The organism is Nitrosomonas sp. Nm132, assembly GCF_900100485.1.
GTDB lineage: Bacteria > Pseudomonadota > Gammaproteobacteria > Burkholderiales > Nitrosomonadaceae > Nitrosomonas.
Genome location: NZ_FNDH01000004.1, coordinates 14,170 through 37,124, shown reverse-complemented (window position 1 = coordinate 37,124; position 22,955 = coordinate 14,170). Strand labels below are relative to the sequence as shown.

The window sequence follows — 22,955 nt, the reverse complement described above, 5'->3', positions numbered from 1 at the left end:
CCTGAAACATCCTCAACCATTGAAGATGTAAGGAAGAAACGAGAATATTGGGATGGGAATCGCAAGGAGCAATTCAAAAACTACTATTTTTTGCGAACTTTTCACATGGGTCGTGTTTACCAGCATATTGCAAGGCAGCTGCTGGATTCGTTTCCCATTTTTTGCAATTCGACAGGAGCCCGTTTCTTTCCAAGAAGCGGACTTTTTCAGGGGCGATTAACTAGATCAGCGCGGCAGAAACGTCGCAAAATGCACGATCCCCATGCCACAATAGTGATCGTCAGCGGCAATACTTACGATTTGAGCACGTTCTGACGCAGAAGCACCTTCCCAGAAGTCGCGGAAAAGCTCGACCACCATTTTTGGGTCAATGCGAAGTTCGCCCAGCTTAGCATCTTTCATAGCCCGGTAATCACGCGCGAAAGCCATTGCCCCCTCCCGCAGTTCGCGACGCAAGGGGATTGAAGCTTTCTCGTCCTCACTCAAAGGGGCGTAGACCCCCACTACATTCTGATCATTCTGACAGCGATAATAACTGATTTGTGGATCATCGGATCCCATCAGCATTTCCAAGGGAACGTTATAGCGCAGCAGGGGAGATTCATCGGGTATGGCTAGCTCTTCTCCAAAACAAGCAGCAAGGCGCACACCGTGGCGCGCACGGACACTGGCAGAGGCAGCCCGCGTTACCATGTAGTAGCCTTGGATTTTTCGCTCCAGTAATTCACATAACCTACCCTGAATGGTACCAGCATAGCCTACATCGACCAGCGCAACCTTACCTTCCATCAGACCAGCCTGTCGCAAGTAGGACAACATTGGGCCCCGCTCCATAACTGCTCTATCATAAATATCGTCTGCCAATGCATCCAGCACAGCTATAAGAGCTTCGTCGATCTGACCAGCATGAATTTCGACCCGACGTTCAGGCAGCCAAATTTCTTGGCGATGCAGTTTTGCCAGCACAGCTTCATTCAAATCCAAGCCAAAGCGACGGAGTAAATATTCAGCTAATGAATTTGCCTGATAATCCGTACTCGCAATTGCAAGGATATCTTCACGTGAACGGATCATAGCAACAGAAATGGCTCGCCTTGATAACACAAGGTATTCTGACTGAGGTGTATCAAGACCGGTCGTCAGCACATCATATACATCTTTCATCAATTGACCTTCTCGAGCGAGAAAATACAATCGATCAATTCCATCAGCACTGGCTTGCGCTGACAACCATTCACTGAATGCTGCTAACAGCGGTCCCACAATAGCGTAACCAATGCCATAGCGCCCGCGCTGGGTAAGTGATGCACGGTCTAACACAAACTCGTCAGCTTGTACTTGAAAGAAAGCACGCACGATATTGCCTAACACCAGCTCATCGGTCGGCAAGCCGCCAAATTTGATTTTTTCCACCCACCCTTTCAAGCGTGGAAAATAGCTTGCCACTGCCAAAGGACTCTCCAGAGGAATAACATGTAAACCGAGCTGTTTTGGTATAAGCTGATCCGAAAGCGGATGATCCCCAATCATAACGATCTGATCCCAGAGAACACCTTCGCTTTCCATGATGTGATGATAAAGCGCCCCGGTAGATTTACGTTTACCCACCCTCGACGAAAGGTAGAGAGCATCATAGCCTTCTACACCACACTTTCCCAATATCTGTCGCAAAATATCTTCTGACAGAAACATATCACTCGCTAGGACGACTCGCTTACCGGCTCGCTTTGCCAGATCTATCATCTCGAGCATATTCGGCAGCGGCAAAGCCAGGGCTAGCTCCACCGACTCTTCCAGTGCCTGCAAATAGGCTGCTTCACCCTCCGCATTGCCAAACAGGCGAACATATTCAGCACAAATTTCAGCCAAACTGACATCATGCTTAGCCTCCGTGCGCAAAGATGCTTCTGCTGCATGTCGACGTTCCGGGTAGCGTTCAGAATTTAAACATCGGGCAACCCATCGTTTGGTGTTTTCTGGATCTAGGAGAGGGCGTGTGACAAGCGTATCGAAGATATCGAAAATAATTAGTTTGACTTCCGGATCTTCGATCTTGGCTATCAGTAGGCGCCGATCAAATTTAGGATAATACGACGCTTGTGCTTGACTAAAAGACCGACGCACCCAATTGAGCGTCTCAGCAACTATACGTCTTATTGTCGCTTGCAAGCCATAGGTTCGGTAGTATCTTAGTACCTTACGGGAGAACTGGCGATTAATCATGTGCATAAGATGATTGGCAAAAACTGCTGGGTGTGTTTTTCTTGAACTATACTCATCACACTTCAAAATTCGGTTTTTATAATCCCTCATCCGACCTTCTCCCAGCGGGAGAAGGTATAGCTGCCAAATTTTGAAGTGTGATGAGTATAGTTAACTTGCATTAAGATTTTACTATTCTCTAAATTATAATTTTATTGCCCTCTACCGGTTAAAAATAAGATTAGCCGGCTATCAAACTCGTATCTGATCGGATCAGAAAATATTCCAGATGCGACTGGTTTCGACAGACAAGTTACCTACTCGAATAAACTGTGACATATTCTAGAGATTTATTAAGGTGTGCTCCATTATCAATATCGCAGTGAATCACCCAATATCTAGAAAATTCAGATATTCTTCATCAGATAATGCTGGATAGGGTTCATGCAGCGAATAAAGGCTCTTACGTTAAAAGGAAAGAAAGACCGTTTTTCTCAAAACATGTTTTAATTTCGGGGTCAGCCAGAAAAAGATCAAAAAATTAGCTAAATCAATCCCTTAAAAATGATTCAGGGTAGAAGTGCAAGCTTAGCATTGCTTGTAGTATCCTTTCCACATTGCCCTCTTTTCGGCTTCGACAAATACTTCCGCATAGTTAGGTCCTTCCTTTTTAGGAAGATAAAGGCCAAGATAGCTGGCCAGCCCAATACTGGGGGAGAGGTAATCACAATGAGCGAGTGGCAATGCATCCTTCGAAATTGCTTGTTTCTTGAGATGGATCACACGGCCAATATCTACATGGTGATGGTGGTAGCTGTTCGCAAAAAAATTGCGATTCTCCATAATTCTTAGCATCAATCACCTTAAAAATAGCTTTAGGATGATCCCAGCAACGATTCTAGTTGTAGTCGCAAATTAAGCAGTGTCTGATGCAAGCGCCCACCACTTTGCGCAATCTCCAATTCGACGAAGCCCTCGGCAAAAACAGGTGCTTCTGCTCCCTGCACCAGCAATCCTCGGAACGCTGCCAAGCTCAAATTAGCAAGTTGGTAATCTCTGTGGTTTTGGGGAATGCGATAGCAGGCAAGGGCCGCTTTTTTTAGAGAGATAACCGTACTAATGTTAACCACGCGAGTAATCGGTAATGGGCACCAAATTTCATAAAGAAAAATTCGCGGCGAATATCCACTTTTCCAGATGCACCCTAAAAGAAATTCGCTAATACTCACATGATCACGATGGTAATCTAGTGGTGATGGAATAAAAAGCCAATCTGGTCGAGTTGAAACGATCAAGTTAGTTACCTCGACAACGAGATGCTTATTAGACACAAACTGTCCATCAGGCTGATCCAGAAATTGGGGCGCACTGATACCAAGCAAGCTCAAAGCCTCTGTGGACTCAGCTTTGCGCTTTGTCGTCGTATCAGGATCAGAGATGAAGCCAGCTCCCCCACCATCGGTCACCACTACCACCCGTACCTCGCAACCTGCTTGCTGCAGCAATGCCAGAGTTCCTCCACAACCTAGTACCTCATCATCGGGGTGAGGAGCAAAGACGAGCACTCTCTGTCCTTCTGGCACCATTAAGGGGGTTGGCAGGGGGCATAGCGACAATTCGGCTAAGTTAGGTTTTCTCAGCTTGTCGATAAATTTCTTCATAGCGTCGTGCAATTTCCGTAATATCGGGCCAACCTGCCCCTCTCTCCATACTATATTTGGATAGCCAAGACCGCAAAGTATCATTCTTTGCCAGGGTTTCAATAGCTTCTCTTACCGCGGCTACCTCCGGCGATACCAGCCAAGCTCCAGCGCCCACAACTTCAGGCACACCACCCACTGCAGTACACACCGCCGGAATACCCGCGACCAAGGCTTCTAAATTAGCCATACCAAAAGATTCTGTGGATGAAGTGCTTATGTAAACATCTGCCGCAGCGAGATAAAGACCAATGTTGTCAGTAATTCCGAACATAATCTCTTGCCCCAATCCAGCTTCGACCCCCACATGGTGCAGATATTTAGTATCACCCTCACCTAAAATCACGAGTCTCACCGGACGCGGTGTCTTGGCCATAGCACAAGCCTGAATTAGCATGGGGAATTGCTTCAACGGAGCTAGCCGACCCACTCCTAAGACATAGAAGAAATCGTCTGACCATCCCAAGGACCGGCGAGCTTCAGCACGTCCGTAGTGCGTAATTTTGGGTCGGGCGTGTGGCACAGCATGCCAACTAGCGGGGATTGGAAAAACGCAGAGGTCACGTGCCAGCTGTCCAATCCCGCTGAAAGTGGGGGATATCACCCAGTCAGCACGCTTGAGAACTGCTGCCTCCAGTCGGCGGAATCTGTACATCATAGTAGTTCCCTGCCGTCCGCCATCTTCGTGAGTTGCTTGGGCATAGCAACCAAAGCCATGTTCTGTCACACCCCAAAATATTCTTCTACTCAGACGCAAAAGGCAAAACAGCCTAAAGCCCAGAGCAATCCAGGGATCATGGCAATGGACATGGGTATACCCTTGGCAAGTCGCTACCTTGGCAGCCAGACGCCCCATATTGAGTCGCTCCAGTAAAGCCCACAACACAGCTGGTGTATCCGCGGTTGCACCAGACATTCGTTGGAATAGATGAATGAGCACAGCGTGGAGGCCTCTAAATAGATGTTCGCTACGTTGCCCACAGTCCTCCCGGCAGAGATAACCAACCGAATAACCTCGCCGTCCGAGTTCCTCTACCAAAGGTATCAAGCTTCGCCCCAGGCCGTAACGTTTATCAGCCTGGGATTCACGCGTAACCATGAGAATTTTCATAGCTTCACTGCCAAAACCTAATTATGAGTACCATTAACAATAAAAAAATAAACATGTTTCAGAAATTTAAGCTGGGAGCAAGCCTAATCAACGAAAGTCAGCGTCTCCACTCATTAGCCACCAGAGATTATGCATCATCTCTGGTGCTGGGGCATCACTCCAGATAGGAGCAGGAATAGCCATTTCCAGTTCTTTCCTTATGCCACCGGCGGTGATAAAACAGGATGCAAAGTTTTCCGTAATGCGACAAAACACCTTACTGCAACCATTGATTTTAGCAAGTCTTCTTGCGTGCACTATTAATAGCGGAATTTCTCGTAATGGCGCAACTAAATCCATGATTTCACTACTTTCCAAATCATGCCGCATTACAAGCAAACCTCGTTTCTTTCCATCAAAACGGTTGACTATCAATACGATCTGGTAACGCTGATGGGGGTGATCGAGATAACGATACCGTAAATAACGCCAATCACGCACCCCGACCAATGCTTCTCTTAAGTCTTCCGCCATTTTCTGCCAACATTCATCAATAGCTGTAACGATCCAGGCTTCCTCAATGTTTGAGCTATCCACTGCCTGTAATCGCGTCAGCCATCGTGGTGTTCCTTTCAACGCGGGCCATTCGAATTCCGACATATATCCAACATTCGTATACAAACATAGGCGCTCTGCAACGCGCATAGCACGTTCATTCGGAAAACCATAACCGGTTAAAATGGATTTGCCGTAGCCAACAAAATATTCCTGAAAGGTAGCCGCCATAAGAAAAAAAGGGCCTCTTTTTGTGAGTACACTCCGCTCTTTGCTATCCACCATGACATCGCCAATTTGTACTGCCGTTTGTGGCTGGCCAAAAAACAGGATTTTTCGGGTCATACCGCCATAATGCGCAACCAACTGGTTTTGACGCCATACCCCTATGGCACGGCCTCGCCCGCCACCATATTTCCATTGCCACATCGCAGACGACATGCTATGGCCAAAAATCCGCTCAAACAGAGCAAGCATGTCAGGAGCCTGATTTTCTTCGAGCAAACGCAAACGCCACGTAGGATTCGATTTTTTTTTGAAATGCAACAATGCATAACCCCATCGCCCACACGCATATTTTTCTTGGCATTTCCGATTAAATTCATCCAATTGTGCAAGGTACTCAGCATTCAAGGAAAGATCATTCATCAATCGTTCCCGCTGGAGCGTTGTCACGCGAAGCCAATAAGCCAGCGTGGGTGCAGCCATATCAGCTAAGTCTAGCTGCTCGACCAGCTCAAATCCCAGGCGATTGGCTAATGCCAGCAGATCACTGAGCAGATGCAATCCCTCCGCACTAGCCTCGACTCGACGTAAGGAAAATTCGTCGACTATCAGCAAACTCCCGCCATCAGGCAGCAAATCGAGCCCTTTGTTAAAAATGACCAAGGGCTCGATATCTTGGCTGGACTCCTGAAATAGCAGGACATCAAAACTGCCCGAAGGTGCTTCAAAATCCTGCAATCGCTGACAGGTCACTTGTGCTTGGGTACCGAGACGCTTATGTATCTGTGCAATCTGTTGAGCCTCCTGGACGATACCGTGGACCTGATAGCCTTTTTGGGTGAATAAAGAAAAAATCGTTCCCAAATCCATTTCTACTTCCAGGATACGACAAGGCGCGGAAGGTAAGCGGCTCAAAAGCAAATTCGTCAAATATTGCTGCGCCACCCCGAGATTTGTTTGGCCCTCCTGAAACAATCCGTAATGCAGATAATCCACTCGCCCTTCTTGTAACAGTAAAGCGTGCGCATAAACATTGAGAGGAAAGGTCAGATCTTTATAAGGAGATGTTGCCTCAGGCTGCAAATCGATGCCATCGTTAGTTTTTGTGGATGATGTTTCAGGTGTATCTGAAACTAACATCTGTGCCAACTGGAGAATATTACTTTTCATTAATTGGCTTGCCATGTATGTGGTACTGCGAAATAGCCTTGTAACCTGCCTTCCTGCTGTACACGTAAGGTAGCTACACCATTTGCTGAATCATAGAGGTGTATGCCCTGCTCGCAAAGCAAATAGACGCTGATTAAATACTCCCCTTTGAGTAAAGGCAATTGTTCAAAAGCAATACTAATCTGCCCCGATCCATTCAAGGTACGCTGCAACGTGACATGATCTTCCCAGGTAGCGGCACTTGTCAGCATCCGCCCATCCATGGCATGGAGGGTAACCGCAACTGTTGGGCAGGGAACCGCGGGATCGGAAACAAACGATACTTTCACCCCAACTGTTGATTGACCACTTTTGACTATAGCGTTACTGTCCATTCCCCCATCTATCTGAATATCTATTTTATCTAGACGCGCATGCCCGTATACATATCCGCCAGTATGGGGCAAATTAGCCGACACAACCTCCTCTTCGGGGGCAGAGGCTTGCTCGGTTGTCTCCAGTACACTTCTGTCTAAAAACGTCTGATAAGCTGACACGACGTTCTTTGCACCTCCTTCTGCCATAAGCTTGCCCTGATTGATCCAAAGCACCCGAGAACACAGCGACTCGATTTGAAAAAGCGAATGGGAACAAAACAAGATCGTCTTGCCACTTTCCTTCAACTGCATGATGCGATTAAACGACTTCCGTGCAAATGAACCATCTCCGACTGAAAGTGCTTCATCAATGATCAGAATGTCAGGATCAATGCTCACCGCTACTGAAAACGCCAATCGCACATACATTCCACTCGAATAGGTTTTGACCGGCTGATCAATAAAATCCCTGATTTCTGAAAAATCGATAATTTGTTCAATCCGATCTGCGATTTCTTCTTGGGTCAACCCCATAATGGCAGCATTCAACCAGATATTTTCACGCCCGGTAAACTCTGAGTTGAATCCAGCTCCTAGCTCCAGTAAGGCGGCTAAACGCCCATTTACCCGTACCTCGCCACAGGTTGGTGTTAATGTGCCGCAGATGAGCTGTAACAGAGTTGATTTACCCGAACCGTTGCGACCAATGATTCCTATTACTTCGCCCGGCATGATCTCCAGATTGATTCCTTGTAGCGCCCATAATTCCCGAAAATATCGGCGTCTTCCCCGCCATAGGAACTGCTTCAGACGATCTTTAGGTTGTGCGTATAGCTGATAACATTTACCCAGTCCCTGTGTATGGACGGCAGGTTGTAAGGATGTTGATATTGGGCTGACATCCAAGCTCATCAACAATTCCTTATATGTTTTCTTAAATCAGAATTTCGTTCAGCTGTCATGAGCACTGGCAGCAAGACTCGAGAAGCGGTTTCGTTTTTGATCAACAAGATATTGATAACAGGGGAAGCAAACTGATTACCACATGAAAAAAGACTAAATCAATAGTCCTCTATTATACTATTGTTATCCACAAAACAGTGACCTCCCAAAAATCTGGTATCCATTTTCATCTTTATAAGTGGAAATACCCTGATTTTATTTCTAATTATCAATCTGTTATTGATAATTAGAAATGAGGTTTCGGCGCGTCTTCAAACAACAGTGTAGAATACCCCATGAAAAAATTGCAGTTTAAAATAAATTTCAGATTAACTAGAATCTTCCACCTATGCAGGCAATAGAAACTTTCTGGTACTCCTGTCTTAAGCACTTCAAGAAAGAGCTCAATGCTCAGCAATTCAATACCTGGATTAAACCATTACAATTAGACACTTCCGAGGGTTGTGACGATCAACCAGTATTGATTGCGCCAAATGGATTCGTGCTGCAGTGGGTTAAAGACAATTTCATACCTCATATTGAGGTAATGGCTCAGCAACATTTTTCCAAGAAAATTCACTTTCAATTAATACTTGGAAACACCGCTGAAGCAAAAACCTCTAATGATGAAAACCTACACAATGTAAATGTAAGCAACCGTTCTGTCCAAACCATTGCTGCCAAGCCTGCATCGAAAAAAAGAAACGCCAGTCATCTTAATCCAAATTTTACTTTTGATAGCTTTGTTACCGGCAAAGCTAACCAACTTGCCCGTGCGGGTGCCATTCAGGTTGCTGAACGCCCCGGGATCGCATACAACCCGTTATTCATCTATGGTGGCGTTGGTTTAGGTAAAACGCATTTAATTCAAGCTATTGGTAATTATGTTTTAGCAAACGATCCCGAAGCAAAGGTACGCTACGTTCATGCCGAAAAATATGTTTCTGATGTGGTCAGCGCCTACCAGCATAAATCATTTGATAAATTCAAGCTGTATTATCACTCGCTAGATGTTTTGCTTGTTGATGATGTGCAATTTTTTGGTGGCAAGAATCGCACACAAGAAGAATTTTTCTATGCTTTCAATACACTCGTCGAAGCCCATAAACAAGTCATCATCACCTGTGATAGCTATCCAAAAGAAATTTCGGGGCTAGAGGAACGTCTTGTATCAAGGTTTGGCTGGGGCCTAACGGTTGCGGTTGAGCCACCAGAACTAGAAATGCGTGTGGCTATTCTATTAAAGAAAGCATCAATAGAAAAAATCGCTCTGGATGAAAACGTCGCTTTTTTTGTTGCTAAACATATCCGCTCGAATGTTCGTGAACTGGAAGGTGCTCTGAAGCGAATACTGGCTTATTCACGCTTTATAGGCCAACCTATATCCTTGGAGCTGGCAAAAGAAGCATTGAAGGATTTGTTAGCTGTCCAGAACCGCCAAATCTCCATCGAGAATATCCAAAAAACCGTTGCTGATTACTACAAAATCAAAGTAGCCGAAATGTACTCTAAAAAACGTACGCGCATCGTGGCAAGGCCCAGACAGATTGCCATGGCCGTTGCCAAAGAACTTACGCAATTAAGCTTGCCAGATATTGGTGAAGCTTTTGGCGGAAGGGACCATACGACTGTATTGCATGCCTACCGGAAAATTACGGAATTACGAGCTTCTGATCCCACGATAAGTCGTGATTATAATGCTTTATTACACATCCTTCGCGGTTGATGCCGATAGCTTGTGAGAAAAATCTGAATAATTTGTGGATAACTCGAAATAAAAGTAATTGCTTTATTTTATCCACAAATTATTCAAGTCAAGTCGTCATCTTATACCGGGCAGAAATTTTATTCAGATGATTGATATTTAATCTATTTTTAGAGATATACCGGAATTGACCTGCATTTATATACTATTATTAAAGTTTAAAATATGAATTTAATAAAAGCCAACCGGGATCTTTTGCTCAAACCTTTGCAAGCAGTTAGTGGAATTGTCGAACGGCGCCATACCTTGCCAATACTTTCCAACGTGCTAATCAAGGAAGAGAGTGGAAAAATTATTTTTGTAACCACTGATCTCGAAATAGAAATCGAAACGTATTCAACTTCACAAGGTACTGAAACATTAGTCGTTCAGGAATTCTGCGCAGTCACCGTTTCAGCAAAAAAACTGTTAGATATCCTGCGTACTTTTCCTTCTAATACTGAAGTTACCTTAACAAAACGCGAAAATAGACTACAAATAAACGCGGGGAAAAGCCGCTTCAGTCTGCAAATACTTCCTGCAGATGATTTTCCGAGAATGGCTAAAGAGGACGTGCCTGAGATCACACTGACACTTCAGCAACAAGAATTTAAAAATCTTCTGCACTTGGTCCAATATGCAGTGGCACAACAGGATATTCGCTATTATCTAAATGGCTTATTACTGTTAGTCGAAGGTAAGCACCTAAAAGTGATCGCCACCGATGGTCATCGTCTTGGCTATGCTTCTATTGAATTGGAAGATCAATGGGAGAGAAAGGAAACCATCATTCCTCGGAAAACAGTGCTGGAACTTTCAAAGTTACTTGTTGATAGTGAAAAACCTATTATCATAGAAATCTTTCAAAAAAAAGTACGCTTTGACTTTTCTGATACGGTATTGTTTTCCAAAGTCATTGAAGGGAAATTCCCCGATTTCAATCGCGCTATTCCTGAAAATAATACTAAGCAATTCAATATAAATCGCTTGAATTTTCTGCAAGGATTGCAACGAGTTGCCATCCTCTCCAATGCAAGTGAAAAGTTTCGTGGTGTAAGACTGATTATTTCAAACGGCACATTGAGTATTGTTTGCAAGAATAGTGAACAAGAAGAAGCTCAAGATGATCTCGAAATCGAATATAACCAGGATACTATTGATATTAGTTTTAATATTACTTATCTATTGGATGTACTAAATAATCTCAATAGTGATAACGTTCAATGTGCTTTTGAAAATGCCAATAGCAGTACTTTGATTACCATTCCAGGGAATGATCATTTTAAATATGTTGTAATGCCGATGCGACTATAAAAAAATTTCAAAACTATTCGGCAAAAAATTTTTTCAACAAGCATTACTAAAAGTGATCAAGCACAATGAGCGAAAACCCCCTCAACAAATCTCGTGAATATGATTCAGATAGCATCAAAATTCTAAAAGGACTTGATGCTGTTCGTAAACGCCCTGGTATGTATATCGGCGATACCAGTGACGGCACTGGGTTACACCACATGGTATTTGAGGTCGTCGACAATGCGATCGACGAAGCATTGGCAGGCTACTGTGACGAAATCACCGTGATCATCCATTCTGATAACTCTGTCAGTGTGCACGACAATGGCCGAGGTATTCCCACTGGAATAAAGCGGGATGATGAACTAAAACGATCGGCTGCAGAAATCGTGATGACTGAATTACATGCAGGCGGAAAATTTGATGATAATTCTTACAAAGTATCTGGAGGATTGCATGGTGTCGGCGTATCGGTAGTGAATGCGTTATCTGAGTGGCTGCGCCTGACAATTCGCCGAGAAGGGAAAATTCATCATATAGAATTTCATGAAGGTGTGCCGCTTTCACCTCTCGCGGTCACCGGTGAAACTGAAAAGCATGGAACTGAAGTTCATTTCTTGGCAAATAAGGAAATTTTCAGTGATATAACTTTTCACTATGACATCTTCGCAAAGCGATTACGTGAGCTTTCTTTTCTTAATAATGGCATCAAAATTAAACTGATTGATCAACGTAACGATAAGGAAGAAGTATTTGCTTTTGCAGGTGGTATTCGTAATTTTGTCGAATACATCAATCGAACCAAAACTGTCTTGCATCCTGCCATCTTTTATGCCAGGGGCGTGAAGGAAAATATTACAGTGGAAGTCTCGATGCAATGGAATGATAGCTACACCGAACAAGTTTTGTGTTTTACCAATAATATTCCCCAAAAGGATGGTGGCACTCACCTGACTGGTTTGCGTGCTGCGATGACGCGTACGCTTAATAGCTATATTGAAAAAAACGAATTGGCTAAGAAAGCGAAGGTTGATACCACAGGTGACGATATGCGTGAAGGCTTGACCTGTGTGTTATCAGTTAAGTTATTCGAACCTAAGTTTTCTTCACAAACCAAAGAGAAGCTAGTGTCATCTGAAGTGCGCCCTGTCGTAGAAGAAATCGTAGCACAAAAACTGTCGGAGTTTTTGCTGGAATACCCGAGCGATGCTAAAACAATCTGTAACAAGATCATTGATGCAGCGAGAGCCCGCGAAGCTGCCAGAAAAGCACGAGAATTAACCCGGCGAAAAGGGGTGTTAGATGGCATGGGGTTACCTGGAAAGCTTGCTGATTGCCAGGAGAAAGATCCAGCGCTCTGTGAGCTCTATCTGGTGGAGGGGGATTCTGCTGGTGGTTCGGCAAAACAAGGGCGGGACCGGAAATTTCAAGCAATCATGCCGCTCAAAGGTAAAATACTGAACGTCGAAAAATCTCGCTTTGACAAATTGATTTCCTCACAGGAAATCGTTGCGCTGATTACAGCCCTTGGAACAGGTATTGGTAAAGATGAATATAATCCGGACAAGCTGCGTTATCATCGTATCATTATCATGACTGACGCAGATGTCGACGGTTCGCATATCCGTACACTGTTACTGACATTTTTCTATCGGCAAATGCCTGAATTGATTGAGCGTGGACATATCTATATTGCTCAGCCACCACTTTACAAAATAAAATATGGTAAACAAGAGCGCTATGTCAAGGATAATTATGAGCTGAAGCAATACATGCTAGGGTTAGCGTTAACGAATGCTCAACTTTATACTCATGAAAGCAAACCCCCTCTTACAGGAGAAACTCTGGCAAATATTGCTCGCGAGTATTTGCTGGCGGAAGCGGTTATCGAACGGATGAGCCGGCTTATTGACAGTGCCGTATTGTACGCCCTGCTAAAGCAACCAGATATCGATTTAAGTAATGAGATGTCAGCATTGGATAGTGCAACCAAGCTCACTTCATTACTTCATAATGTTGAAATCGTTGCAGAATTCGATGATGTATTTGAGCGATTCCGCCTCAAGATAACTCGCGTATATCATGGTAATGTTCAGATCAGCTATCTTGATCAGGATTTTCTGCAAAGTAGTGATTTCTCACAAATAAAAAAAGCAGCGCAAGTTCTTGGCGGTTTAATAGATGATCATGCAATAGTCAAGCGCGGAGAGGACAAGCAGTCGATTAGTGAATTCAAGGAAGCGCTTGATTGGTTGTTGGAAGAAGCAAAAAAAGGGGTAAATATTCAGCGTTACAAAGGATTAGGCGAAATGAATCCAGAACAATTATGGGAGACCACTATGGATCCCGCTAACCGCTGTTTGTTACGTGCTCAAATTGAAGACAGTATTCTCACTGATGAAATTTTTACAACGCTCATGGGTGATATAGTAGAGCCACGTAGAGAGTTCATTGAAAAAAATGCATTGCGAGTAACTAATCTTGACGTGTAGAGGAAACTCGTTTTAATGGCATACTTCTTCTACTTTCTTTCAGAAAAACAATTATATATAACTGATTATATGGAATATAGAAATCATCATTTTCATTGACATTACCATATTTCTTTCAACCACCTTGTGGTTGAAAGTCGATTACTGCGCTTGAAACGAAAAATGCTTGATCTATTCCGCTAAATATTTTGGAATCTATCAGATGATCTCTGCCTATTTCATATTAATAGTACTAAAAATATCAAGAAATTGAATCATTCTGCGTTGACTGATGAGGCCTAAGCAGGGTAGAATCCGCGTTCTTTTATATGAGCGTGTAGCTGCATACTTTTTCGGTTCTGAGCGAGGGTAATAATTTATATGCCTTGGATAAGAAATAGATCACTGCACGTAGTGATCCGCTGGCAAGTGCTGTTAACAGCATTTATGGCGCTAGTATTTGGGTGGATATTAGGGTTACATGGTGCTGTTTCGGGATTCCTTGGAGGAATGGTCAGTGTAATGTCTTCTACAATCTATGCACTCATAATCTCGAGTCATAAAGGATATACAGCGGGTGGCGCGATACGCACGGCTTTAAGAGCAGAAGCAGTAAAAATCATTGTAATAATAGCTTCTCTTTGGGCTGTATTTGCAGCGTATAAAGAAGTTAATCCAACCGCGTTTATCGGGGTATTTATCATGACAGTAATTATCTTTAGCATGGCTTTATTTGTACCAAATGATTCTAAAGATATTAAATGACAAAATTAGATAACAAATAATTCAATAATGGCATCAGATCTTGAGCTTACTCCAACCTCGTATATAACCCATCATCTTACTAATTTAACTAAATCAGTAGGAGAAGAACCCTTTTGGACATTACATGTAGATACATTGGTAATGTCAGTAATTCTCGGTGTGTTGGGAATGGGTTTCTTATGGCTAATCGTTCGCCGAGCAACCCCTGGCGTGCCAACTAAACGACAGGCTTTTGTAGAGCTACTCGTTGAATTTGTTGATTTCGAGGTAAAAAATACATTTCATGGAAATAGGCATACATTCATAGCGCCGGCAGCATTAACTATTTTCGTTTGGGTATTGTTGCTTAATATGATGGATTTTTTACCTATCGATATTATGGCCTGGATATATGAGCACGTGTTTGGGTTGCATAATTGGCGTAGTGTTCCAACCACGGATGTCAACACCACTTTTGCATTAGCGCTCTCAATATGGTTGCTAATGATATTCTTTAACATTCAGGTTAAAGGATTAGGTGGTTGGATGCATGAGCTATTTTGTACGCCATTTGGTAAAAATCCGATACTGTGGCCACTGAATTTACTGTTTAACCTGATTGAGTATGTGTCTAAACCACTATCCCATTCTTTGCGGCTTTTCGGAAATATATACGCAGGAGAGATTATTTTTCTACTATTAGGTATGTGGGCTGCGACTGGTGTTACGGGATCCTTTTTTAGCGTGATTCTGAGTGTAGGATGGCTAATTTTTCATATACTTATAGTTGCGCTGCAAGCATTTATCTTTATGATGCTGGCAGTGGTTTATCTTTCAATGGCGCATGAATCACATTAAATAGATTAGATACAAGATTTTTTTACATAAATTTTTTTAAGGAAGGGAAAAATATGGAAAACTTGCAATTTCTCGCAATGATACAAGCTTACACCGGTATCGGCATTGGTTTGATGATTGGGCTCGGTGCAGCGGGTGCATGTATTGGTGTGGGCATTATGTGTAGTCGATTTCTTGAGGGTGCCGCACGCCAGCCAGAAATGATTCCAACCCTGCAAGGTAAAGTGTTTTTATTATTAGGTTTGACGGATGCTTCATTCATTATTGCTGTTGGTTTGGCAATGCTATTTGCTTTTGGTAATCCCCTATTAGCGGTAGTTCAATAATACTCATTCGTATTTAATAAAAAACTTACACGAAGCTGGCTATGAATATTAATTTTACACTCATATCACAAGCAGTAGCCTTTTCGGTATTTATATGGTTTACGATCAAATTCGTGTGGCCACCACTATTGCGTGCAATTGAGGAACGTCAAAAGCAAATTGCTGATGGCTTAGCTGCTGGTGAGCGTGGTAAAAAAGAACTAGAACTTGCAAGTCAGAGATCTTCAGAAGTATTGAAAGAAGCCAAGCAACGCGCAGCAGAAATTGTCACGCAAGCTGAGAAGCGAGCAGCAGAAGTTGTTGAAGAAGCCAAGCAAAATGCGAAGATCGAAGGCGAGCGAATATTGACTGGTGCCAAGGCTGAAATTGAACATGAAGTATTTGCAGCAAAAGAGGCGTTGCGTCAACAAATTGCGGACTTGGCGTTAGCAGGAGCGACAAAAATATTGCGTCGCGAGGTGAATGCCAGAGTGCATGCTGATCTACTTGCATCTATAAAAGAAGAGTTGAAGTAATGGCTGAGGAAATAACAATTGCTAGACCTTATGCTGAGGCAGTATTTAAGTTAGCAAAAGAAAAGAATACATTATCGTCTTGGTCAGATATGCTGAAAGTTATTACAGATGTCACCTCTGTAAAACAAATACAAGCCCTTGTGACTAATCCAAGCATAGCAACAGATAAGCTATCAGAAATAATTTTAGAAATCTGTGGAGATGAGCTCGATAATGAAGGGAGAAATTTAGTTACTCTATTGATTGAAAATAATCGTTTAGAAGTGCTTCCGCAATTGAGTGGCTTGTATGAACTACTAAAGGCTCAACATGAAGGGACACTAGAGGCAAACATTATTTCAGCGTACGCTATTTCAGATGATCAATTAGAGAAATTAGTTTCGGTGCTTGAAAATAAATTCAAATGTAAAATCAAAGCAGAAGTAAACATAGATCCAGAGTTAATAGGCGGAGTAAAGATAGTAATTGGCGATGAAGTTATTGATAGCTCCGTACGCGGTAAACTCGAAACCATGTCTGTTGCCCTCAAAAGCTAGGAGTTATTAAAATGCAGTTAAATCCAGCAGAAATCAGCGAGCTGATTAAAAATAGGATTGAAGGACTTTCAATTTCTTCGGAGGTTCGCACTCAAGGTACCATTGTATCAATAACGGATGGAATCGTCCGAATTCATGGACTCACAGATGTAATGCAAGGTGAAATGCTTGAGTTCCCAGGCAATACCTTCGGTTTGGCACTTAATTTAGAAAGGGATTCAGTCGGTGCGGTTATTCTGGGTGCATATGAGCACCTCACTGAAGGCGATACAGTCAAATGTACAGGGCGGATATTAGAAGTTCCAGTTGGTGAAGGCTTGTTAGGGAGGGTAGTTAATGCATTAGGACAACCCATAGATGGGAAAGGACCTATCACTGCACAGGGAACAGAGCCCATAGAGAAAATTGCACCAGGTGTTATATGGCGTCAATCTGTAGATCAGCCGGTTCAAACTGGACTTAAAGCTATTGATTCCATGGTGCCAGTTGGGCGGGGTCAGCGCGAATTAATTATTGGGGATCGCCAGACCGGAAAAACGGCTGTTGCAATAGATGCAATCATCAATCAGAAAGGTGAGAACATGATTTGCATCTATGTGGCAATTGGGCAAAAAGCTTCATCAATTGCTAACGTCGTTCGCAAGCTAGAAGAACATGGCGCAATGGAATACACAATTGTCGTCGTGGCATCGGCGTCCGAGTCAGCTGCAATGCAATTTATAGCCCCCTACTCAGGCTGCACAATGGGTGAATATTTTCGTGATAGAGGACAAGATGCGCTCATCGTATATGATGATCTAACTAAGCAAGCTTGGGCTTATCGCCAAATATCTTTATTACTCCGCCGACCTCCAGGTCGGGAGGCCTATCCAGGGGACGTATTTTATTTACATTCTCGTCTCCTTGAACGTGCAGCCAGAGTGAGTGCTGCTTATGTTGAAAAATATACTAATGGCACAGTTAAAGGAAAAACAGGTTCGTTAACAGCATTGCCAATTATTGAAACACAAGCAGGTGACGTAACTGCATTCGTGCCTACGAACGTAATTTCCATTACTGACGGACAGATATTTCTTGAAACAGACTTGTTCAATGCAGGTATTCGTCCTGCTATTAATGCAGGTATCTCAGTATCACGTGTAGGCGGTGCGGCACAAACTAAAGTAATTAAAAAACTTGGCGGAGGGATACGATTAGCGTTAGCGCAGTATCGAGAACTTGCTGCCTTTGCACAGTTTGCATCAGATTTGGATGAAGCAACACGTAAGCAGCTTGAGCGAGGAAAGATGGCAACCGAGCTGATGAAGCAATCACAATTTGCTACATTGAGTGTATCAGAGATGGCATTGACTCTATTTGCACTGAATAAAGGATATCTTGATGATGTCGAAGTCAAGCGAGGTTTGGCATTTGAATCTGCTTTGAGAAGTTATATGCGTAGTCAGCACGCTGGAATCATGGATAAGATTGAAACAACCAAAAATATGGATGAAGCGACTGAGCAAGCATTATCAGAAGCAATTGAAGAATTCAAGAAAAACGGGACATATTAACCGATGGCTGGAAGCAGGGAGATACGCAATAAGATCCGAAGCGTTAAGAATACGCAGAAGATTACTCGTGCTATGGAGATGGTTGCTGCATCAAAAATGCGTAAAGCTCAGGAGCGTATGAGAAAAGCACGACCATATGGGGAGAAAATTCGCAATGTGGCGGCTCACATGAGTCGTGCAAGTACGGAATATCGTCATCCTTTTTTGATAGAGCGCGATACGGTAAAACGTATTGGCATTATTGTAGTAACCTCAGATAAAGGTTTGTGCGGCGGGCTTAATACTAATGTTTTGCGTAAAGTTGTCAATCAAATGCGTACCTGGGAAGCTGAAGGTGAGCAAATAGAAGTATGTTGCATTGGCAACAAAGGCCTGGGTTTTATGGGGCGCATTGGAGCAAACATTATTTCTCAGATAATAGGTCTTGGCGATACACCAAATATCGAGAAATTGATAGGTGCTATAAAGATTGTACTTGATGGGTATACTGCAGATCGTTTTGATAGAGTCTATATTTTCTATAATCGTTTTGTTAATACGATGAAGCAAGAGCCCATGATGGAGCAATTATTGCCATTATCCGATGAGCGCATTGGTGAAGGTGTGAAGGAAACCAACCATAAACAATTATGGGATTATCTATATGAGCCTGAAGCGAAGCCGATAATAGATGATATTATGGTCAGATATGTTGAAGCATTAATCTATCAGGCAGTTACAGAAAATATGGCATCAGAGCAATCTGCTAGAATGGTTGCTATGAAGGCTGCTTCAGATAATGCAGGTAATTTAATTAATGAATTGACATTGATTTACAATAAATCTCGTCAGGCCGCAATTACTAAAGAATTATCAGAAATTGTTGGCGGTGCAGCCGCTGTTTAATCAATATTTTAGTTTTAGGGAACAATAATGAGCCAGGGTAAAATTGTTCAATGTATCGGTGCAGTCATTGATGTTGAATTTCAGAGGGAAAGTGTTCCTAATGTTTATGACGCACTGATAATGGAAGGCACAGAATTAACACTTGAAGTACAGCAACAGTTGGGCGATGGAATCGTAAGAACGATTGCGCTCGGATCTTCAGAAGGATTGCGGCGGGGGATGATTGTTGTAAATACGGAAAAGCAGATAACCGTTCCTGTGGGTACGAAAACGCTTGGTCGTATTATGGATGTGTTGGGTAGACCTATTGATGAAATGGGTGATATAGGTGCTGATAAAAGTATGCCCATCCATCGTGCTGCACCGGCATTTGATCAACTTTCTGCATCAACTGAGCTATTAGAAACGGGCATTAAAGTAATTGATTTAATCTGTCCGTTTGCTAAAGGCGGGAAAATTGGTTTGTTTGGCGGGGCAGGTGTAGGAAAAACAGTGAATATGATGGAGTTGATCCGTAATATTGCGATAGAGCACAGTGGTTACTCAGTATTCGCGGGTGTTGGGGAAAGAACCAGGGAAGGTAATGACTTTTACCATGAGATGAAAGATTCCAATGTATTGGATAAGGTCGCCCTGGTTTATGGTCAAATGAATGAACCCCCTGGAAATCGCTTGCGTGTGGCATTAACTGGGTTAACCATGGCGGAGTCTTTCCGTGATGAGGGACGTGACGTTTTGTTTTTTGTAGATAATATCTACCGTTACACACTTGCTGGAACAGAAGTATCTGCGTTATTAGGACGAATGCCTTCTGCTGTAGGTTATCAACCTACGCTAGCAGAAGAAATGGGGCGTTTGCAAGAACGTATTACATCTTCTAAAGCTGGCTCTATTACGTCCATACAAGCTGTCTATGTGCCAGCGGACGATTTAACGGATCCTTCGCCTGCTACAACATTCGGACATCTTGATGCTACGGTTGTATTGTCGCGTGATATTGCCTCGTTGGGGATTTATCCTGCAGTTGATCCACTTGATTCTACTTCCCGACAATTAGATCCTATGATCGTTGGAGAAGATCATTACAATACTGCTCGCGCAGTACAGCAAACATTGCAACGATACAAGGAGTTGCGCGATATTATTGCAATTCTTGGTATGGATGAGCTTTCACCAGAAGATAAGCTAACTGTGAGCAGAGCAAGAAAGATTCAGAGATTCTTATCACAGCCATTCTTCGTTGCAGAAGTATTCACTGGTTCATCAGGAAAATATGTATCGTTGAAGGAAACAATCAAGGGATTTAAAGGGATTGTTAATGGTGATTTTGATGATATACCAGAGCAAGCCTTTTATATGGTTGGTGGAATCGAAGAAGTGATTGAGAAAGCCAAAACGATTCAATAATTAAAGTTAGATAAACCAAATGGGCACGATATTTCATCTGGATATAGTAAGCGCTGAGGAATCAATATATTCTGGACCAGCAGAGTTTATGGTTGTTCCTGCACTTATGGGAGAAGTCGGTATTTTTCCTAATCACACGCCTATGCTTACTCGTATTAGATCTGGTATGGTGCGAGTTAAAGCTCCTTTAAAAGATGAGGAGGCAGTTTACGTATCAGGTGGCATGTTAGAAGTCCAGCCAGACGTGATAACAATACTAGCCGATACTGCAATACGTGGCAAAGATCTAGATGAAGCCAAAGCCTTAGAAGCTAAGAGAAGAGCTGAAGAGGCTATGAAAAATAAAACATCTGAGATCGAATATGCACGTGCGCAAGCAGAGCTAATTGAAGCTGCAGCTCAGCTTACTGCCATCCAAAAACTTAGAAGTCGAGGTCATTAGGACAACATAGCAGTAATCTAGAATGTACTAATGCTTAATTAGCGTGAGTTCGGTATAAAAATCATTACACCACAGCTGGAAGAGCCAGGGAAAATCTAGTATTAGGAGAAGGCTTCTTCTCGCGGAAGGTGTAAACCACTAGCCAGAATATTGCACGAGCATCAAAAATAAGAGTGAATTTGCCAGAGATTCATATTCCAAGTGGATAAATCAGATCTCTATTGAGAATTTGTTGTGATGGAATGCATTTTTCTGTGCATTTTGGTGGAAATTATGGCAGAAAAGAGGTTTTTCTTTGTTGACAGGCGCAGCACATCCACCCCATAGCTATTTTATGCGGTAAACGGCGATTCATAATCCCGGCAATGAGTTATCCAGAAGCAAGTCGAGCTGCGACTTGGAAGAACAGTTCTTGGTAGGGACAGCTACTTGCAAGTAAAAAGCGAATGTGGCGGGTATTACGCAGGACGACGGCACCGATTTTGATCAGTTTGAGGCGTAATGTGCTCACATAGGCTTGGGCCAGTTCGGTGCCTTGCAATGCCGGGCGCCGGATGGTTTCCAGCAGGATGTAAGCCAATGAGGACAGGAGTAGACGAAATTGATTTGACCACCACCGATGGTAACGGGTGCGGTCTGCAAACAGATCAAGTTGTTGTTCCTTGATACGGTTTTCCATTTCACCGCGTGCGCAATAAAGCTTATCATAGAGGGACTGAGGTTTGTCTGTCAGATTGGTAACCACATAACGTGGATTGCTGCCTTTCTCAGGCTGTTCGATTTTAACGATGATGCGCCGTATCCGTTTCCAGCTTTTTGCCGCATATTGAAATTCGTCAAACCAGCGTACCTTCTCACCTGATGCAGCATACTGCTTCTCTGCCGCTTGCTGCCATTGCGCAGTGATCTCATTCAATCGCTTGTTTTGAGCAATACCCACGATGTAACCCACATCATGGCGCTCGCACCATGCCAGCATTCTGCGGCGGCAAAAACCACTGTCACCTCGAAAAATGATACGAACTTCAGGCCAGCTTTGCCTGAACCGTTTTACCAACAATGATAGGATAGCCCAGGCATGTTTTGCCCCATCAATATTGCTCGGCCGCAGATAACTTACCAACAGTTGATCCTGGCGAAATACATACAGCGGTAAAAAGCAGTAATGGTCGTAGTACCCATGAAAGAAACGACCCTCCTGTTTGCCATGGACTGCATCATCGGTGGCATCAAAATCCAGAATCAGTTCTTTGGGTGGCTGTTTGAATGAAGCCATAAACCGGTCTATCATTACTCGATGAATATGCCAGGCCGTTTGTCGATTCGCCTGATTCTCCCAGCGGCACAAGGTGGAACTGCTCGCCAATACTTCTTCGCGTTCAACCGCTGATTGAATCGCCAGATCATGACGTAATTGCTGATGATCATTGAGGTCTTCATAGCCACATGCCAATGCATAAACCCCTTGGCGCAATAGCGCCAAACTATCATGCTTACAACTTGCCTGCCGTCGATTATCTTCCAGCGCTTGAGCAACAGCTTTGCTCAAGCCAATGCGTTTATCCGCCTGGCGTAATAACATGACACCACCATCTGAAGTAATATCTCCGCCCTGGAAATTTACTTCAATAGTACGCTTCTTTACCTCTGGAAAATTAAAGGATTCCTGGGTACACTTTGTCACTGGCAATTCCTTTTCTTTATTCAGTGTAGATAACTGAATTATAAAGAATTATTACGGAATTGCCACTTCCCTTCGTGCAATATTGGGGCTAAAAGACTGATCCAATCAAAGTGAATGTGCGGAGAAGGCATATAAGGAGAACATTTAGTCGCGACTAATCTAAATAGAGTAATCTTGACTGCCGGAATGAGTAAAAGAATGCGATCATCTCAGCCTAAAGTATTGCATGTACAGGCCGATGACAAGCTAAATTG

19 protein-coding genes are annotated in these 22,955 nt (G+C 43.2%); 12 read left to right on the top strand and 7 right to left on the bottom strand.

Annotated features, from left to right (window positions below; genetic code table 11):
* Nucleotides 1–225: 225 nt before the first annotated feature.
* The 6 genes from BLP80_RS02590 to BLP80_RS02565 all read right to left on the bottom strand — a co-directional run bounded on the left by BLP80_RS02590 (nt 226) and on the right by BLP80_RS02565 (nt 8,210).
* Nucleotides 226–2,313, bottom strand: a complete 2,088-nt coding sequence (locus BLP80_RS02590) for an HAD family hydrolase (RefSeq protein WP_090539860.1) — start codon at nt 2,311–2,313, stop codon at nt 226–228.
* 477 nt (nt 2,314–2,790) lie between these two features.
* Complete coding sequence (locus tag BLP80_RS02585; RefSeq protein WP_090539858.1) at nt 2,791–3,045, bottom strand: hypothetical protein; 255 nt, start codon at nt 3,043–3,045, stop codon at nt 2,791–2,793.
* A gap of 32 nt (nt 3,046–3,077) precedes the next feature.
* On the bottom strand, nt 3,078–3,863 hold the full coding sequence (locus tag BLP80_RS02580) for a PIG-L deacetylase family protein (RefSeq protein WP_176754243.1): 786 nt from the start codon (nt 3,861–3,863) through the stop codon (nt 3,078–3,080).
* Complete coding sequence (locus tag BLP80_RS02575; protein WP_090539853.1) at nt 3,829–5,013, bottom strand: glycosyltransferase family 4 protein; 1,185 nt, start codon at nt 5,011–5,013, stop codon at nt 3,829–3,831. The genes BLP80_RS02580 and BLP80_RS02575 overlap by 35 nt, the downstream gene beginning before the upstream one ends.
* A gap of 87 nt (nt 5,014–5,100) precedes the next feature.
* Entirely contained in the window at nt 5,101–6,942 is a 1,842-nt protein-coding gene (locus BLP80_RS02570; RefSeq protein ID WP_256324922.1) for a GNAT family N-acetyltransferase, read from the bottom strand.
* Nucleotides 6,942–8,210, bottom strand: coding sequence for an ABC transporter ATP-binding protein (locus BLP80_RS02565; RefSeq protein ID WP_090539852.1), 1,269 nt, complete (start codon nt 8,208–8,210; stop codon nt 6,942–6,944). Before BLP80_RS02565 ends, BLP80_RS02570 begins: the two co-directional genes overlap by 1 nt.
* 379 nt (nt 8,211–8,589) lie before the next feature.
* Between BLP80_RS02565 and dnaA the strand changes: the two genes are divergently transcribed.
* The 12 genes from dnaA (at nt 8,590) to BLP80_RS02505 (ending at nt 21,017) form a co-directional block, all read left to right on the top strand.
* Complete coding sequence (gene dnaA / locus BLP80_RS02560) at nt 8,590–9,966, top strand: chromosomal replication initiator protein DnaA (protein ID WP_090539850.1); 1,377 nt, start codon at nt 8,590–8,592, stop codon at nt 9,964–9,966.
* A 204-nt stretch (nt 9,967–10,170) separates the two neighbouring features.
* Nucleotides 10,171–11,298 carry a DNA polymerase III subunit beta gene (gene dnaN / locus BLP80_RS02555; protein ID WP_090539847.1) on the top strand — a complete coding sequence of 376 codons (1,128 nt, stop codon included), beginning with the start codon at nt 10,171–10,173 and terminating at the stop codon, nt 11,296–11,298.
* A gap of 65 nt (nt 11,299–11,363) precedes the next feature.
* Entirely contained in the window at nt 11,364–13,772 is a 2,409-nt protein-coding gene (gene gyrB, locus BLP80_RS02550) for a DNA topoisomerase (ATP-hydrolyzing) subunit B (RefSeq protein ID WP_090539845.1), read from the top strand.
* Between the two features lie 360 nt (nt 13,773–14,132).
* Nucleotides 14,133–14,516, top strand: a complete 384-nt coding sequence (locus tag BLP80_RS02545) for an ATP synthase subunit I (protein ID WP_090539843.1) — start codon at nt 14,133–14,135, stop codon at nt 14,514–14,516.
* A gap of 27 nt (nt 14,517–14,543) precedes the next feature.
* The gene (gene atpB, locus BLP80_RS02540) at nt 14,544–15,353 is read left to right on the top strand and encodes a F0F1 ATP synthase subunit A (protein ID WP_090539841.1); all 810 of its coding nucleotides are present in this window, start codon (nt 14,544–14,546) and stop codon (nt 15,351–15,353) included.
* Nucleotides 15,354–15,406: 53 nt separating this feature from the next.
* On the top strand, nt 15,407–15,679 hold the full coding sequence (gene atpE, locus BLP80_RS02535; protein ID WP_090539839.1) for a F0F1 ATP synthase subunit C: 273 nt from the start codon (nt 15,407–15,409) through the stop codon (nt 15,677–15,679).
* 41 nt (nt 15,680–15,720) lie between these two features.
* Nucleotides 15,721–16,194, top strand: coding sequence for a F0F1 ATP synthase subunit B (locus BLP80_RS02530; RefSeq protein WP_090539836.1), 474 nt, complete (start codon nt 15,721–15,723; stop codon nt 16,192–16,194).
* On the top strand, nt 16,194–16,730 hold the full coding sequence (locus BLP80_RS02525) for a F0F1 ATP synthase subunit delta (protein ID WP_090539835.1): 537 nt from the start codon (nt 16,194–16,196) through the stop codon (nt 16,728–16,730). The genes BLP80_RS02530 and BLP80_RS02525 overlap by 1 nt, the downstream gene beginning before the upstream one ends.
* Nucleotides 16,731–16,741: 11 nt before the next feature.
* Nucleotides 16,742–18,283 carry a F0F1 ATP synthase subunit alpha gene (gene atpA, locus BLP80_RS02520; protein WP_090539833.1) on the top strand — a complete coding sequence of 514 codons (1,542 nt, stop codon included), beginning with the start codon at nt 16,742–16,744 and terminating at the stop codon, nt 18,281–18,283.
* A 3-nt stretch (nt 18,284–18,286) separates the two neighbouring features.
* A complete protein-coding gene (atpG, locus tag BLP80_RS02515; RefSeq protein WP_090539831.1) occupies nt 18,287–19,168 on the top strand; it encodes a F0F1 ATP synthase subunit gamma in 882 nt (293 codons plus the stop codon).
* Between the two features lie 27 nt (nt 19,169–19,195).
* Entirely contained in the window at nt 19,196–20,575 is a 1,380-nt protein-coding gene (atpD, locus tag BLP80_RS02510; RefSeq protein ID WP_090539829.1) for a F0F1 ATP synthase subunit beta, read from the top strand.
* Nucleotides 20,576–20,594: 19 nt separating this feature from the next.
* A complete protein-coding gene (locus tag BLP80_RS02505) occupies nt 20,595–21,017 on the top strand; it encodes a F0F1 ATP synthase subunit epsilon (protein WP_090539827.1) in 423 nt (140 codons plus the stop codon).
* Nucleotides 21,018–21,387: 370 nt separating this feature from the next.
* Here the strand turns inward: BLP80_RS02505 and BLP80_RS02500 are convergent, their stop codons facing one another.
* A complete protein-coding gene (locus BLP80_RS02500; protein WP_090539825.1) occupies nt 21,388–22,701 on the bottom strand; it encodes an IS1380 family transposase in 1,314 nt (437 codons plus the stop codon).
* Nucleotides 22,702–22,955: the final 254 nt, after the last annotated feature.